The organism is Roseibium sp. AWQ4_290 (assembly GCF_056160985.1).
This window is the reverse complement of the sequence record NZ_JBSWYG010000005.1, coordinates 128469-142037: the sequence shown is the minus strand read 5'-3', so window position 1 is coordinate 142037 and position 13569 is coordinate 128469. Positions and strand designations below refer to the sequence as shown.

11 protein-coding genes and 3 pseudogenes are annotated in these 13569 nt (G+C 57.6%); 6 read left to right on the top strand and 8 right to left on the bottom strand.

Annotated features, from left to right (window positions below; genetic code table 11):
* The first annotated feature begins 106 nt into the window (after positions 1-106).
* On the top strand, positions 107-835 hold the full coding sequence (gene phbB / locus ACXAH0_RS06950) for an acetoacetyl-CoA reductase (RefSeq protein WP_475189911.1): 729 nt from the start codon (positions 107-109) through the stop codon (positions 833-835).
* Between the two features lie 149 nt (positions 836-984).
* Here the strand turns inward: phbB and ACXAH0_RS06945 are convergent, their stop codons facing one another.
* Entirely contained in the window at positions 985-2946 is a 1962-nt protein-coding gene (locus ACXAH0_RS06945; protein WP_475189909.1) for a methyl-accepting chemotaxis protein, read from the bottom strand.
* A 666-nt stretch (positions 2947-3612) separates the two neighbouring features.
* Between ACXAH0_RS06945 and ACXAH0_RS06940 the strand changes: the two genes are divergently transcribed.
* A complete protein-coding gene (locus ACXAH0_RS06940; protein WP_475189908.1) occupies positions 3613-4431 on the top strand; it encodes an alpha/beta fold hydrolase in 819 nt (272 codons plus the stop codon).
* Positions 4432-4628: 197 nt separating this feature from the next.
* On the top strand, positions 4629-5498 hold the full coding sequence (locus tag ACXAH0_RS06935; RefSeq protein WP_475189907.1) for a DUF3800 domain-containing protein: 870 nt from the start codon (positions 4629-4631) through the stop codon (positions 5496-5498).
* Between the two features lie 249 nt (positions 5499-5747).
* Here ACXAH0_RS06935 and ACXAH0_RS06930 read toward each other — a convergent pair.
* Positions 5748-5879: pseudogene (locus ACXAH0_RS06930) on the bottom strand (IS1595 family transposase); the annotation flags it as partial.
* Between the two features lie 67 nt (positions 5880-5946).
* Here ACXAH0_RS06930 and ACXAH0_RS06925 point away from each other — a divergent pair.
* Positions 5947-7136, top strand: a pseudogene (locus ACXAH0_RS06925) (IS3 family transposase).
* A 51-nt stretch (positions 7137-7187) separates the two neighbouring features.
* On the opposite strand, the pseudogene ACXAH0_RS06920 reads toward ACXAH0_RS06925, so the two are convergent.
* Positions 7188-7460, bottom strand: a pseudogene (locus ACXAH0_RS06920) (transposase); the annotation flags it as partial.
* 20 nt (positions 7461-7480) lie between these two features.
* Positions 7481-8224, bottom strand: coding sequence for a DUF3299 domain-containing protein (locus ACXAH0_RS06915; RefSeq protein WP_475189905.1), 744 nt, complete (start codon positions 8222-8224; stop codon positions 7481-7483).
* Positions 8225-8545: 321 nt separating this feature from the next.
* On the opposite strand from ACXAH0_RS06915, the gene ACXAH0_RS06910 reads away from it, so the two are divergent.
* Positions 8546-9217: a septation protein A gene (locus ACXAH0_RS06910; protein ID WP_475186099.1), complete on the top strand. Its 672-nt coding sequence runs from the start codon at positions 8546-8548 to the stop codon at positions 9215-9217.
* Between the two features lie 220 nt (positions 9218-9437).
* Here the strand turns inward: ACXAH0_RS06910 and ACXAH0_RS06905 are convergent, their stop codons facing one another.
* The 4 genes from ACXAH0_RS06905 to ACXAH0_RS06890 all read right to left on the bottom strand — a co-directional run bounded on the left by ACXAH0_RS06905 (position 9438) and on the right by ACXAH0_RS06890 (position 12474).
* Entirely contained in the window at positions 9438-9860 is a 423-nt protein-coding gene (locus tag ACXAH0_RS06905; protein WP_475186113.1) for a hypothetical protein, read from the bottom strand.
* Between the two features lie 180 nt (positions 9861-10040).
* Entirely contained in the window at positions 10041-10226 is a 186-nt protein-coding gene (gene rpmF, locus ACXAH0_RS06900) for a 50S ribosomal protein L32 (protein ID WP_207143138.1), read from the bottom strand.
* Positions 10227-10407: 181 nt separating this feature from the next.
* A complete protein-coding gene (gene mtgA / locus ACXAH0_RS06895; RefSeq protein ID WP_475190040.1) occupies positions 10408-11058 on the bottom strand; it encodes a monofunctional biosynthetic peptidoglycan transglycosylase in 651 nt (216 codons plus the stop codon).
* Positions 11059-11256: 198 nt separating this feature from the next.
* The gene (locus tag ACXAH0_RS06890; protein ID WP_475189904.1) at positions 11257-12474 is read right to left on the bottom strand and encodes a class I SAM-dependent methyltransferase; all 1218 of its coding nucleotides are present in this window, start codon (positions 12472-12474) and stop codon (positions 11257-11259) included.
* 163 nt (positions 12475-12637) lie between these two features.
* Between ACXAH0_RS06890 and ACXAH0_RS06885 the strand changes: the two genes are divergently transcribed.
* Complete coding sequence (locus ACXAH0_RS06885; RefSeq protein ID WP_475189902.1) at positions 12638-13543, top strand: polyprenyl synthetase family protein; 906 nt, start codon at positions 12638-12640, stop codon at positions 13541-13543.
* The last annotated feature ends 26 nt before the right edge of the window (positions 13544-13569 follow it).

Below are 13569 nucleotides of genomic sequence, written 5' to 3'. Positions count from 1 at the left end.
TGGGCAACTGGGCGCCGGGACCCCAGCCGGAAGCGCTTTTTCAAAGGAGACGCTTCGCAATTCAAAAGAGCCGGAAAGGCCCAACTTGATGTCAGGAGGAACGGAAATGAACAAGGTTGCATTGGTCACGGGTGGAACACGCGGCATTGGCGAAGCCATTTCGCGCGGCCTGCTGGACGCAGGCTATACCGTTGCAGCCACCTATGCAGGCAACACGGAAAAGGCGGAAGCCTTCAAGGCGGAAACGGGTATCCACGTTTATAAATGGGATGTGTCCGACCCCGATGCCTGCGCCACCGGCGTGGCCGTGGTGGAAAAGGAGCTCGGTCCGGTGGATGTGCTGGTCAACAATGCGGGCATCACCCGTGATGGCATGTTCCACAAGATGGATTTTGCCCAGTGGCGTGCCGTTCTTGCCACCAATCTGGATTCCATGTTCACCATGACCCAGCCGGTGATCACCGGCATGCGCGGGCGCGGCTCGGGCCGGATCATCAACATTTCCTCCATCAACGGCCAGAAGGGCCAGATGGGCCAGACCAACTATTCCGCCGCCAAGGCAGGCGTTATCGGCTTCACCAAGGCACTGGCCCAGGAAAACGCCTTCAAAGGCATCACGGTCAACTGCGTCTGCCCGGGATATATCAACACGGATATGGTTGCCGCCATGCCGGAAAAGGTGCTGGAATCCATCGTCTCCAACATCCCGGTCGGCCGCCTCGGCCACCCGCAGGAAATCGCCCAGACGGTGGTCTACCTCGCCTCAGACGCCGCCGCCTTCATGACCGGCGCGGTGATGACCATCAATGGCGGCCAGTATATCGCCAACGGCTGACAGCCTCTAGGATCTGTGAATCCTATATGTCCACAGACCCTAGTCCTTGGGTCCGGCTCGCTTCCGGGCCGGACCATACGGGCATTCTTAAAAGACCACTCCCGGCACATTTGCCCGAACCAAGGACAATCGTCTGCTTGAGCAAAGGCTCAAGCAGCTGCAACGTTGCGCAGGAACGCTTCAATCTTGTCACGAAGGTCTGTCGTGCTGCGAGCCGTTTGGTTTGAACTGTCGAGCACATTGTCGGCGGTGTGGGTCGTTTGAGTCGCCCCATTTGCCACATCATGCATGTTTTCCGTAGCCAATCGGGTGCCTTGAGCCGCCTCGGAAACGTTGGAAGAAATTTCAGACGTCGCAGCCCCCTGCTCTTCCACAGCACCTGCAATTGCAGACGTATAGCCGTTCACCTCTTCCATGATCTTGGTGATGTCCTCAATCACCGCAACGGTCTCGCGCGTTGAGCCCTGAATCGCCGAAATGTGGGAAGAAATCTCCTCTGTTGCTTTGGACGTCTGAGTCGCCAATTCCTTGACTTCCGCGGCCACCACTGCAAAGCCTTTCCCAGCTTCGCCAGCACGTGCAGCCTCAATCGTAGCATTCAAAGCAAGAAGGTTTGTCTGTTCGGCAATGGCCTGAATCAGACTGACCACCTCACCGATTTTCTGCGCGGCTTCATCCAGACTTGCGACCTTGTGATTGGACGTCTGCGCGCTCTCACTCGCCTTGGCAACAACCTGACTGCTCTGGTTGACTTGGCGATTGATTTCTCCAATTGAAGCGCTGAGTTCTTCAGCGGCAGAAGCAACCGTTTGAACGTTTGCCGTTGCCTGTTCAGAGGCAGCCGACGCACTGCTCGATCGTTCCTCTGTCTGACTAGCAATAGACTTCAGGCTGACAGCCGCTTCATTCAGCCGGCTTGTGTTGTCATCCACGGTTTGCAGGGCAAGCTGAACATCACTTTGAAAGTCTCGAATAAGACTTTCCATAGTCTCTTGGCGACGCATCTGGATCAGGTTGTCTTCTTCGGACTGCGCTTCCAGCTCCTTGCGCACCTGCGCGTTGTCCCGGAAGACAGCCACCGCACGACCGATCGCTCCAATCTCGTCAGAGCGCTCTGTGCCCACGATCGGAGTGTCCAATTCGCCTTCGGCTATCCTGCTCATGGACGCGGTGACAGACGCCAGAGGCCGTGCAAGCAGCCTGTGGAACAAGGCGGCCAAGGTGACAAGCATGATGACACCGGCAACAAGCGTACCACCCACGGCCGCATAGCGCGACCTGTTCAAGCTGGCATAGGCCTCTGCCTTGTTCAGCGACATGCCGATATACCAGTCGGACGCGAGAGGAAGATTTTCCAGCTTTGTGAACGACACCAAGCGGTCGCCGTCCTGGGTCGATACCGTCTGCAAATCAGACGCCATCGCCGGCACGTTTTCCGGGAACAGTTCAGATATGTTTTTCGTCAAAAGCTCTTTGTTGGGATGAACCAGAATGTCTCCCTTTTCATTCACCAGGAAGAGATAGCCAAGACCATGCAGGTCAAGCTCGCCCAGCAATTTATTCAAACCTGTGATGCTGAAATCGCCTGCATAGACACCTTTCAGGTCGCCTCCTTTGTAAATGGGGTTGACGACGGCGATCACGAGCTCGCCGCTGACCTGATCCAGATAAGGTTCGCTCAAGGCGATGGAACCTGCGTCAACTGCGGTTTTGTACCAAGGACGCCTGCGCGGATCATAATCGGCCGGAGCATCCCAATAAGGCCATGTGTAGAGCTTGCCGCTCGATTGTTCGCCGAAATAGCTGTTAACGAAGGTTTTTTGCTGCACTTCATTGTCGACCAACTCGAGGCCCATTTTAGGGGCAGCTGCGATGGGCACGGACGCCATTTCGGCAAGCAGCATCCGCCCTTGAAACCAGTTTTCGACGGTTTGCCGGGAAGACAGGCCCGATGTTTCAGCAAACCCTTCGAGTTCTTCGGTTTTCGCAGTTCGCTGCATCGCATCATTGTAGATGGCGAATCCAGAGAAAACGACGGCAACGACAATGGTCGCTGCAATGAGAATCTTGGCGATAGCGCTGGTTTTTCGACCTGCGATAGACACATTCATCAAACTGCTCCTGAGCTTTATGTGTCCATGAGTAAGTTTTCAGGATTAAATTACAGTTAAATATTCAAGCCCCTTATACGCATTCAAAAATCATGACGGCAATATTCAGTCCGAAAGTTCTAAATACAAAGATCATCAATCCTTGAAATTATCATGACAAATTCATGACATTATGACAATTTTTTAAAGTTGAACAAATTCACCCTGTGACAAACAATATATTGTCAGCGTTATTATAACCAATGCACTTTGTTACAATGGTGGTGGGCGAGAGTTACGGACTGAGGCAATGGGGAAAATTGCCCTTCAGGCGCGGCGAGTTGACAGTCTGATGGAACACTCCAAGGCGCGAGCGAGCAGCACAAACGGAGCCAGCAAACAAACAGCGGCCCGACCAGTTTCTGCGGTGCACCATTTTTTCCTTTCTCCCGCCAGAGAAAAACCTTAGAAATCTGTCAAGAGAACAAAGTCAACGACGGCCTGAGAGCAGACATTTGCTGCGGCGCAGAAGTCAGGAAGTTTGGGTTTCGAACTGTCCCTCGCTGCGCAACGCTCCAACGGCCGCTCTCCGGACAAAGGTCAAAGCGCTGCAACTGCCCGAGTATCAGCGATCCCCATGCTCGATCATTTCAAAGTAGCATCCGTCTGAAAGAGAATTAAGATTTCATGGCCGATTGGAAATTAGAAGAGACCTATCAGACGAGTGCTGGCTCCGTTGCTGCCGGCCGCGCTGGCAGTGGACCAGACCTCGTGTTGGCGCATGGCTGGCCATGGTCTTCGTTTTCTTGGCATCGGGTCATTCCTGAGTTGGCGAAGTCCTTTACGGTTCACTGGTATGACATGCCTGGCTACGGCCAATCGGACAAATCGGAAACCCAACGGACGTCTCTGGATGTCCAGGGCGAGGTATTCGCCGAGATGTTGACGCATTGGGGGGTGTCCAGGCCTCGAGTGATCGCACATGATTTCGGCGGTGCAACCACGCTCAGGGCGCATCTGCTGCATGGATGCGAGTTCGAGAGATATCTGCTGATGAACATAGTGGCGATGCGTCCCTGGGGTTCAGAGTTCTTTGATCATGTCGGGCGACATATCGAAGCCTTTCAGGGCTTGCCACCACACATCCATAAGGCGGTGGTTGCAGCTTACATCGAGGGTGCTTTGGTGAATCCCATTCCTGCGGAAGACTTCGAGGCTTTGGTTGCTCCATGGCTCTCCAAGGAGGGTTCCACGAGTTTTTATCGCCAATTCGCTCAAGCTGACGAAAAATACACAGAGGAAGTCGAGGCTCAGTTCGGCGAAATTCGCTGCCCCGTGAAAATCGTTTGGGGTGAAAATGACCCTTGGATACCGCTCGAAAGAGGCAAAGCCCTGCATCAACTCATGCCAAAAGCAGAGTTCACGACCATCGCGGGCGCAGGACATATGCCCCAACTTGAAAAGAGGGATGAAGTTCTCCGGGAAGTTCTAGACTTCTTCCAGTAGGCCGACGCTCACAAAAGTGGTCGTTCAATGCAAATAGAGGGCGTCCGGTCTTTTCGCCTTTAGGTGGATGGCTTTTCGCGATACGCTTTAGTTTCGCGTCAAATGTTTCCTCGGATTCGTCGCAACCGAGTTCGTGGGCAGCGTCGCGGAATTTGTCCACTTGGCTCTTTTCCACCTTCTCGTGTCCCTTCTTGCTCATGTCGAATTCCAGTACCCCTGATTACGAATTCATAGCATTTATTGATGAGGCTGGGGACCCTTCGTTGAAGCGGGTTCGGCCGATCGATGAAAAGGGCGGAACCGAATGGATGGTGGTTTCCGCAGTTCTCGTCAGCCGGTCTCACGAACAAGACCTTGATACCTGGCTGCAAGAAACAGCAACACGCATTTCAGATCCAGGCGCCAAGGTTCTCAAGTTCACTAAGCGAACGCCGGAACAACGCGTCATCATTTGCAAGCACATGGCTGAGCTGCCGATGCGCATTTTTGTTGTGGCATCCAACAAGAGAAACATGCGCCGACACAGGAACACCAATGCTGAGAAAATCGACTCCAAACAGTGGTTTTACAATTGGCTCACCAGACTGTTGGTTGAGCGCATTACCGATTATTGCCACCGCCGCGCCGACCGTCATGGCCTTGAGCGACGACATGTAAAGTTCGTCTTCTCCAAAGCAGGGGGCCACTCCTACAGCCAGACCAGAGCTTATCTGCAATACCTCAAGATGCAGTCTGTCGGCGGAACCACGTTTCTAAGTCGCCGCACCGTAGAAGCCGATGTTTTGGATTGGCACCTTGTCGAAGAGTTCGAACACTACAAAAGAGCTGGACTGCAATACGCGGACATTCCCGCAGGGGCTTTCTATCAAGCCATCGACAACTTGGACACCGGCCCTTGCGATACACGCTATGCAGAAGCTTTAGAGCCTCGGATGGCCATGGATGTTGACGGCGTTGTTCGTGATTACGGCGTCACGATCCAGCCGCACAGAGAATGGCTAATCCCCATAGGCGAAGATCAGCGTGAGATTTTTCGTTTTTATGGCTACACATTCAGCGGTTTATAGCAGGGTCCCGGTCCTTGTTTCGTCCAAAGCGGATAGGTCAACTCTTTTTGTTTGACCGTCTTTGAATAAGCTTGGGCTCTCACCAAGCGAGGGTAACTCCGGCAACCCTGCCTTTTTGGATCTTAGTTGAAACAACCAGAATCGTCAAGATTCCTGTATATCTTTCCGCTTTCGAAACGACCTGCACCAGAACTGAAAAGATAGCTGATACGGCTTCCTGTAGTGCTGTTTCTTCGCCTCAACAGGTTGCCTATAGGTGAGGCCCTTGCCTTTGACACCAAGCAACGCGATTGCAGACCGTTCCACATTCGAAACACCAAGCTTCACGCGGTTCGAATAGCGGAAATCGAACTCTACTAGATACCGGTGCAGGTGCCGTTCTGCGTGACCTGCCACGGGATTTTTCCTCCACTGTTGATTAGAGTCCGACCCAATTTGAGGACGGACAATGAAGCGAACAAGATTCACGGACGAGCAGATCATCGGCATCCTTGCCGAGCATGATGCGGGCGCAAAGTGCGCGGATCTGTGCCGCAAACACGGCATGTCTGAAGGCACCTTCTACAACTGGAAAGCCAAGTTTGGCGGTATGACAGTGTCATGAGCCAAACGGCTGAAGGCGCTCGAAGATGAGAACGCGAAGCTGAAGAAGCTTCTGGCCGAGCAAATGCTGGATCTGGCTGCCATGAAGGAGCTGGTTTCAAAAAAGTGGTGACGCCTGCCGTGAAGCGCGAGGCGGTCGCGCACCTGGGGTCCCTGCTCGGGCTCTCGGAACGGCGGGCGTGCCGGATTGCCGGGGCGGATCGTAAAATGGTCCGCTACGAGGCGCAGCGTGCACCAGACACGGCGCTGCGTGGCCGCTAGCACGAACTGGCCAATGAACGACGGCGCTTTGGCTATCGGCGCCTGTTCGTTCTATTGCGGCGCGAAGGGGAGCCGTCCGGCATCAACCGGATCTATCGGCTCTACCGGGAAGAAGGCCTGACCGTGCGCAAGCGAAAGGCCCGACGCAAGGCAGTTGGGACGCGGGCGCCAATTCTGGTCGAGGCGCGACCCAATGCACGCTGGTCACTGGATTTCGTTCATGACCAGTTGGCTAATGGTCAACGTTTCCGGGTGCTCAATGTGGTCGACGACGTCACCCGCGAATGCCTTGCTGCGATCCCGGACACCTCGATCTCAGGGCGGTGCGTGGCGCGTGAACTCACCGCCTTGATCGAACGCAGCGGAAAGCCAGGAATGGTTGTCTCGGACATTGGAACGGAACTGACTTCGAACGCCATCTTGCGGTGGTGTTCGGAGCACCGGATCGAGTGGCACTACATCGCGCCGGGCAAACCGATGCAGAATGGCTTCGTCGAGAGTTTCAACGGTCGCATGCGTGACGAACTGCTCAACGAGACCATGTTCCGCAACCTGGCTCATGCGCGGGTCGTGATCACTGCCTGAATTGCCGACTACAACACCGAACGCCCACACTCGGCGTTGGACTATCAGACCCCCGCCGAATACGCCCGGACCCTGACCGCCGCAATCGCCCGACCCGCTACGCGATCTGAAAGCTCCGCGCGACGGGCGATTGCTCAACCTGCGCCGAATGGCGTAAACACCAATAGGGCTCAAGTCGCAGCTGGATGAAAGTTCAGTGGCAGGTCATGCGCAGTGCTGATAGATGCCTTTCATGCCGCGCTAGAAGATCGAGAAATAGCACTCAATTGTGTTCGTGTGTGCTGTGCCGCGCACATATTCGTTTTCGCCCCGGTTTACCATTTCATGCGAGGCGAAGTGTTTGCCGATGGCCGGATACATGTGAGCCGTATCGGTCATCAGAGCAGTTTCACGCTCAATGTTCCTGCGCACGATGGGCTCAACACGAGCCGTAGATGCGCTATCGATATGGAAGCTGCGTGCCCTGCCTTCGCGTTCTACGAGGGTCAGGAGAGTGTTCTTACGCGCGCCGCCGCCTGTCTGTTTCGAAACGCCTACGGATTCCCCGCCCGCTTGCGTCTGAAAAACGACAGGAACGAGCGGCCCTTGCCGCCCTCTTCCGCCTCGCTGCGCAGGCGCACGCCGGTGACCTTGAGGTCGAACACGGCGACCATGTCCACCTGACCGTCCAGCAGCTCAATATTCTGTTTGGTCGGGTGGATGGAGAGCTGGCCGGTCAGTTCCACCGGCTCATAAACAGCGTCCGGCTGCCAGTCGGTCGCCAGCGTATAGCGGATGGTCTGGTTGGGATCGGGCGGCGGCATATGGCTGCACATGCCCGCTTCGGGCACCAGATAGCCGCTTGAGGCCGTTTTTCCGTTCTTGTCCAGAACCGGGATCACATAGCCTGGAATGACAACGTCCTGCCCATTCAGCGCCTCATTGCCGGCCATGATCGCCTTGGCCCGCTTCTGGGCGACCGATGCCATCTGGGACAAAAGCCCGTCCGTATCAACGCCTGACGCGGCCAGTTTGGCCTCGTCCCGGGAAAGCTGGTCCTGAAGCTGGGCGCGGATGCCTGCGTCAAGCGTGTTGCTGGCCAGCTCCTTACGCAGCCGGTAGACCTCGCCAAGGGTGCGCAGCTGGGGGAGCGGCAAAACCTCGAACGGGTTCTTGAACTTGGCGGCCTTAGGGTCAACCAGATCCGGCCAGTCAACCTTCTTCGCCGCGAGGGCAGGCTGAGCCAGACCCAACAGCAGCGTCACGAACACCGCTTTTGAATAAAACGCCCTGCGCATGGGACTGTCTCCCCTGTCTCGAAGGTCACCCGACCCGCATATCAGACCCGGGCCCAGGGTGCACGGTCAATTGCTGGTGATGACAAAGGTTTCATATGGCCGTTTTGAGGCCTGTCTCCAGGGAAAACCCATCTCACTTGAGAGAGAACCATATGACCGGGGTTGGAGGTCTTGCGGATCAAGCTGCGAAGCAGAGCTGGAAAGAGGGGCATGAGATCGCTCCGGGCGGGAAATCGGGGCGCAATCTGGGTTTGAACCTTGACCCGCCTGCCCCTGTGCCCCTATCTGCCGGGAAACAAACCCAAAGAGAGCTGCAGCCCCATGGAACTGGAACACGCCCCGAATGACCCGACACGCAAGGAGCTGTCACCGCTTCTGAAACTGGCGCTGGAACTGGGTCCACTCGGGATCTTTTTCCTGTTCAACGCCCGGGGTGAGCAGATTGCCGCCGCCTTTCCCTTGCTTCAGGCCGTCGGCAAGCCGATCTTTCTGGCAACCGCCGCCTTCATGGTGGCCATCAGCGTGTCGCTGGCGGTGTCCCTGTGGCTCACCCGGCGGCTGCCGGTGATGCCGCTTGTGTCCGGCGTGGTGGTGCTGGTGTTCGGCGCGCTGACCCTTTGGCTGCATGACGATCTCTTCATCAAACTCAAACCGACCATCGTCAATTGCCTCTTCGGTGCGGTGCTGCTGGGCGGGCTTTTGTTTGGCAAATCGCTGCTCGGCTACGTGTTTGACAGCGCCTTCCGCCTGACCGATGAGGGCTGGCGGAAACTGACCTTCCGCTGGGGGGTGTTTTTCTTTGTTCTGGCGGCCATCAACGAGATTGTCTGGCGCAATTTCTCGACAGATTTCTGGGTCAACTTCAAAGTGTTCGGCGTCATGCCGATCACTCTGATCTTCACCTTCACCCAGCTGCCCCTGATCCATAAATATGCGGTGACCGACGAGGGCAGCAGCCAGGACCCGTCAGATGCCCCGAACACCGGCAGCTAACAGAACGGCATTCCGCCAGACACACGCCCTCAAACAAAGCATGCCGTGTTCAAGGGAATGTCAAACCGTTTTGTCAGTTGCTTTGACACCTTCGATGTGAGGCAGCGAAGGGCGAATCCAGCCAAACACGATAGGCTCTGCAAGGTAGACCCGCACCTTGTGTCACTTCACGCTGGTATCAGACCCCGGACGCAACCGCTTCCGGGGTCTTTTCCGTTGGTCAGTAGCCATTCCCATGGCCGAAGGAGACATCCCGCCGGGCACCGGTGATGGAGACGGAAAAACCTGCAATCACGTCAATCAGGGCAATCACCATCAGAATGAAAAAGAGAGACGTTGCCGCCGGCTGCAACACCAGAAATTCCACCAGATAGGCCACGAACACGAGCACGGAAAACATGTGGTCCAGAAGCGCAGTGGAGCCGATGCGCGTCGCCTTCAGGATTTCGATGAACAAAAACACCAGGCCAAGCGTGATCAGAAGATCGCTTGCCAGAAGCTGAAAGGTCGCCCCGGAGACCATGGTCACCGAAATGACCGGCTCGGCCCAGAAGCCCGGATTGCCCGCCCCGGAGGTGAAGGCCAGGGCATTGTAGATCAGAAGGGTGAACAATGTGAAGGGAATGGCCGAGAAGAGGCGCATCATGAAGCTCCGGGTGATCCTGGGGGACAGTCTGCAGGCAGCCTGCCGAAAGTCGGTGGACAGCCGCGACCTGACACGATCAGCAAAGCGATTTCAAGGCAAAGAAAAAGGCCGGCCTGTCGAAACAAGGCCAGCCTCAATCCTGGTCTGCCATCCGGCGATCCAACCCGAAAACGATGCTTATGCGTCGTCTTTCGGGGAAAGGATCTGACGGCCCCGGTACATGCCGGTCTTCAGGTCAACGTGATGCGGGCGACGCAGTTCACCCGAATCCTTGTCCTCGACGTAAGTCGGCTGCTTCAGGGCGTCCGCAGAACGGCGAAAACCGCGCTTCATGCGCGAGGTTTTTCTCTTTGGAACGGCCATTTTGTTTTTCTCCGTGGTCCATAACCGCGCGGCCCGGACCGGGTTAGCCCGGGGCGTGGCGTCACGCAACGTGTTGGAATGCGCGGCGTTATACAGGCAACGCCAGCGTTTTGCCACCCCAAAGACGAAATTTTCTCAGTCTATTTATTCCATCCCCCCGGACCGCGCCAGCGGCACAGGCTCATTTCCCCAGAACACAGCCGAAAATCGGCCCTGCGGAGCCCACCCGCGCATGGTTCTTCGCAGATAGCCGCCGGTGCCCGGACGAGGGTTTGGCAGGGTTGCGGCCTTTTGGGTTGGGCAGGGCCGTTGCCAGACGCGCCGCCTCCACCGTGCTCAGATCCTTGGCTTTTTTGCCAAACCAGGCCTGGGCGGCAGCCTCGGCCCCGAAAATGCCCTCTCCCCATTCGGCAATGTTGAGATAGATTTCCAGAATGCGCCGTTTGGTCAGCATCGCGTCCAGCATCAGGGCGAGCGGCAGCTCCAGCACTTTACGCACATACGAGCGCTCGCCCCATAAAAAGAGGTTCTTGGCGGTCTGCATGGTGATGGTGCTGGCCCCGCGCGGGCGTTCGCCCTCGCTGAGCGCGGTCACCTGATCCTTCAGGAGGCTCCATTCCACCCCGTTGTTGGAACAGAAGCGGCTGTCCTCGGAGGTGATCACCGAGCGGATGAGATTGGGTGAGATGTCCTCCAGCGGCACCCATTGCCGGTCAACCCACAGGAACTGGGCATAGCGGGCCATCATCAAGGTACTGACCGGGGGCACGACGGAATAGAGCACGGTCAGGGCCGGTGGCAGCAGCAGGACCAGCACAAGCGCCTGGATCATCCGCTTGCGCAGATGCGGCCAGAGCGGCAGGGCCCCGGCCACAGGGCCGGACGCGGCCGCGCCGGATCCGCGGCCGGATTTCCGCTCAGCCTTTCCGGCCTGTTTCGCTCCGGCAGTGCCGCTGGCTTTCCGCCCCTTTGCGGAGGCGGATTTTCCGCGGCCTGCCGGGGCCTTGCCCGCTGCTCGTGCCCGTGCCATTCAACTCCCGTTCAATTCCCGTTCCGCATCGACCATGAAATCGCGTGTGACCGGAACGGCATCCCGTTCTTTGGACAACAACAGCTGAAACACCATGTTTGAGCCGTGCAAAAAGCCAAGTTCCACAGCACAGAGATAAAATTCCCACATGCGGCAGAAGGCCTCGTCATAAAGTTCTGCGGCTTCGGCCCGCTTGTCCTGAAACCGCAGCCTCCAGTCCCGGATGGTATAATAATAGTGCAGCCGGAGGATTTCCGCATCGCACACCCATAGCCCAAGCCGCTCCGTGGAGGCAAAAACTTCCGATAGGGCAGGCACATATCCGCCGGGGAAAATATATTTGCGGATGAAGGGCCCGGTGGTGCCCGGCGGCGTCATGCGGCCGATGGAATGCACAACCGCAAAGCCCTGGTCCGTCAGACACTCCCGGATCTTGCCGAAATAGGCATCCAGATGGCCGATGCCCACATGTTCCATCATGCCGACGGAAATGACCCGGTCAAACCGGCCTTCAAATTCCCGATAATCCTTCAGCACAAAGCGCACCCGATCCTCCAGCCCGGCGGCGCGCACCCGCTCTTCGGCAATCTTGACCTGTTCCGGCGAGACATTGAGCGAAGTCACTTTCGCACCGGCTTCGGCCATGCGGATGGCCAGCGAGCCCCAGCCGCCGCCGATCTCCAGCACCTCCATGTCCGGGCGCAGGTCCAGCTTGGACACCAGATGGGTGAGCTTGGCCGCCTGCGCGGCCTCAAGGCTCTGATCCGGGGTGGTGTAATAGGCACAGCTGTAGTTCAGCCCCTCGTCCAGAAACAGGCGGTAGAGATCAGTCGACAGGTCATAATGATGCCGGGCCTGGGCCTTGGCCCGTTCCACGCTGTTTTTCTGCTGCCGCCGGCGCAGCGCCTTCCAGCCCTTGCGCAACAGTCCCTGCACCGGATGGGCGCCAAGCGGGGCCCGGTTGATGGAAAACAGGAACATGAAGTCATAGCATGTCGAGCCCTCCTCCATGGTCAGCGTGCCGTCCATATAGGCCTCACCCGCCGCCAGCTCAGGATTGAGAAAGAGGGAGGTGTGCAGTTTCCTGTCGTGCAGGCGGATGGTCACTGTGGGCCCGTCGTCGCCGGAGCCGAAACTGTGCAGAACACCACCGGCATCGTACACTCGCATACGCCCGCGTTTGATGAAGGACCGCAACAGGCTCGACAGCAATTTCATAAAGATCACCTTTGGAAAAGACCCCAGGCCGGGAGCGGGACGCACCCGGCTTTGACACTTGAAACATCTGATTTTTCAAATTCCAGTCTTGACGATACAGGGATTTGGTTTCAGGGAAACCCGGACTTTGGCAAAGCAGGCAGAATTCTGCCCGGAGTGGACCGTGACATTTGATCTGAAGCAGCACCTGACGACCCAGGCCCGCCAGGTGGAGGCCGCCCTCGCCCGCGTCCTGGACGGCGCCGTACTGGAAGGCGAAATTGTCCGGCCCGCGCGGCTGCTGGCGGCCATGCGCCACGGCGCGCTGAATGGCGGCAAGCGCCTCCGCCCTATTCTGGTGATGGAGACGGCAAGGCTGTTCGGCCGGGCGGATGACGGTGTCGTGGAAGCGGCCTGCGCGCTGGAACTGATCCACTGCTATTCGCTGATCCATGACGATCTTCCGGCCATGGATGATGACGACCTGCGCCGGGGCCAGCCCACAGTGCACAAGGCTTTTGACGAAGCCGCCGCGATCCTGGCGGGTGACGCCCTGCTGACGCTTGCCTTTGACGTGATTACCGGTGAGGCAGTGCACGCGAATCCGGCGGTGCGGCTCAGCCTCAGCCGGGATCTGGCCCGCGCGTCGGGCCTTGGCGGCATGGCGGGCGGGCAGATGCTGGACCTGGAGTCTGAACACCGGGAGCGCAGCGAAGCGGAAATCCGCCAGCTGCAATCGATGAAAACCGGAGCCTTGCTGCGCCATGCCTGCCGGGCCGGGGCCGTGCTGGCAGATGCCGGTCCTGCCGACATTGACCGCCTGACCCGCTTCGGCGACGTGATCGGGCTGGCCTTTCAGCTGGCCGACGACCTTCTGGATGTGGAAGCCAGCCCGGAAGCAATGGGCAAGGCCACCGGCAAGGATGCGGAGGCAGGCAAGGCAACCCTGGTCGGCCTTCTGGGCACCGGCGCCACCCGTGCCGAGCTGACCCGGCTGCGGAACGAGGCCGACGCCCTGCTGGCGCCTTATGGGGAGGCCGCAACGGCTCTGCTGGCGCTGGCCGATTATATAGTCACCCGCCAGAGCTGACGGAGTGGGCCGGAAGCGGAGCGTAA

Bases quoted from the DNA above. Each gene is read 5' to 3' on its own strand.
- phbB (WP_475189911.1), top strand. From the start codon at position 107: ATGAACAAGGTTGCATTGGTCACGGGTGGAACACGCGGCATTGGCGAA.
- ACXAH0_RS06945 (WP_475189909.1), bottom strand. From the start codon at position 2,946: ATGAATGTGTCTATCGCAGGTCGAAAAACCAGCGCTATCGCCAAGATT.
- ACXAH0_RS06940 (WP_475189908.1), top strand. From the start codon at position 3,613: ATGGCCGATTGGAAATTAGAAGAGACCTATCAGACGAGTGCTGGCTCC.
- ACXAH0_RS06935 (WP_475189907.1), top strand. From the start codon at position 4,629: ATGTCGAATTCCAGTACCCCTGATTACGAATTCATAGCATTTATTGAT.
- ACXAH0_RS06915 (WP_475189905.1), bottom strand. From the start codon at position 8,224: ATGCGCAGGGCGTTTTATTCAAAAGCGGTGTTCGTGACGCTGCTGTTG.
- ACXAH0_RS06910 (WP_475186099.1), top strand. From the start codon at position 8,546: ATGGAACTGGAACACGCCCCGAATGACCCGACACGCAAGGAGCTGTCA.
- ACXAH0_RS06905 (WP_475186113.1), bottom strand. From the start codon at position 9,860: ATGCGCCTCTTCTCGGCCATTCCCTTCACATTGTTCACCCTTCTGATC.
- rpmF (WP_207143138.1), bottom strand. From the start codon at position 10,226: ATGGCCGTTCCAAAGAGAAAAACCTCGCGCATGAAGCGCGGTTTTCGC.
- mtgA (WP_475190040.1), bottom strand. From the start codon at position 11,058: ATGATCCAGGCGCTTGTGCTGGTCCTGCTGCTGCCACCGGCCCTGACC.
- ACXAH0_RS06890 (WP_475189904.1), bottom strand. From the start codon at position 12,474: ATGAAATTGCTGTCGAGCCTGTTGCGGTCCTTCATCAAACGCGGGCGT.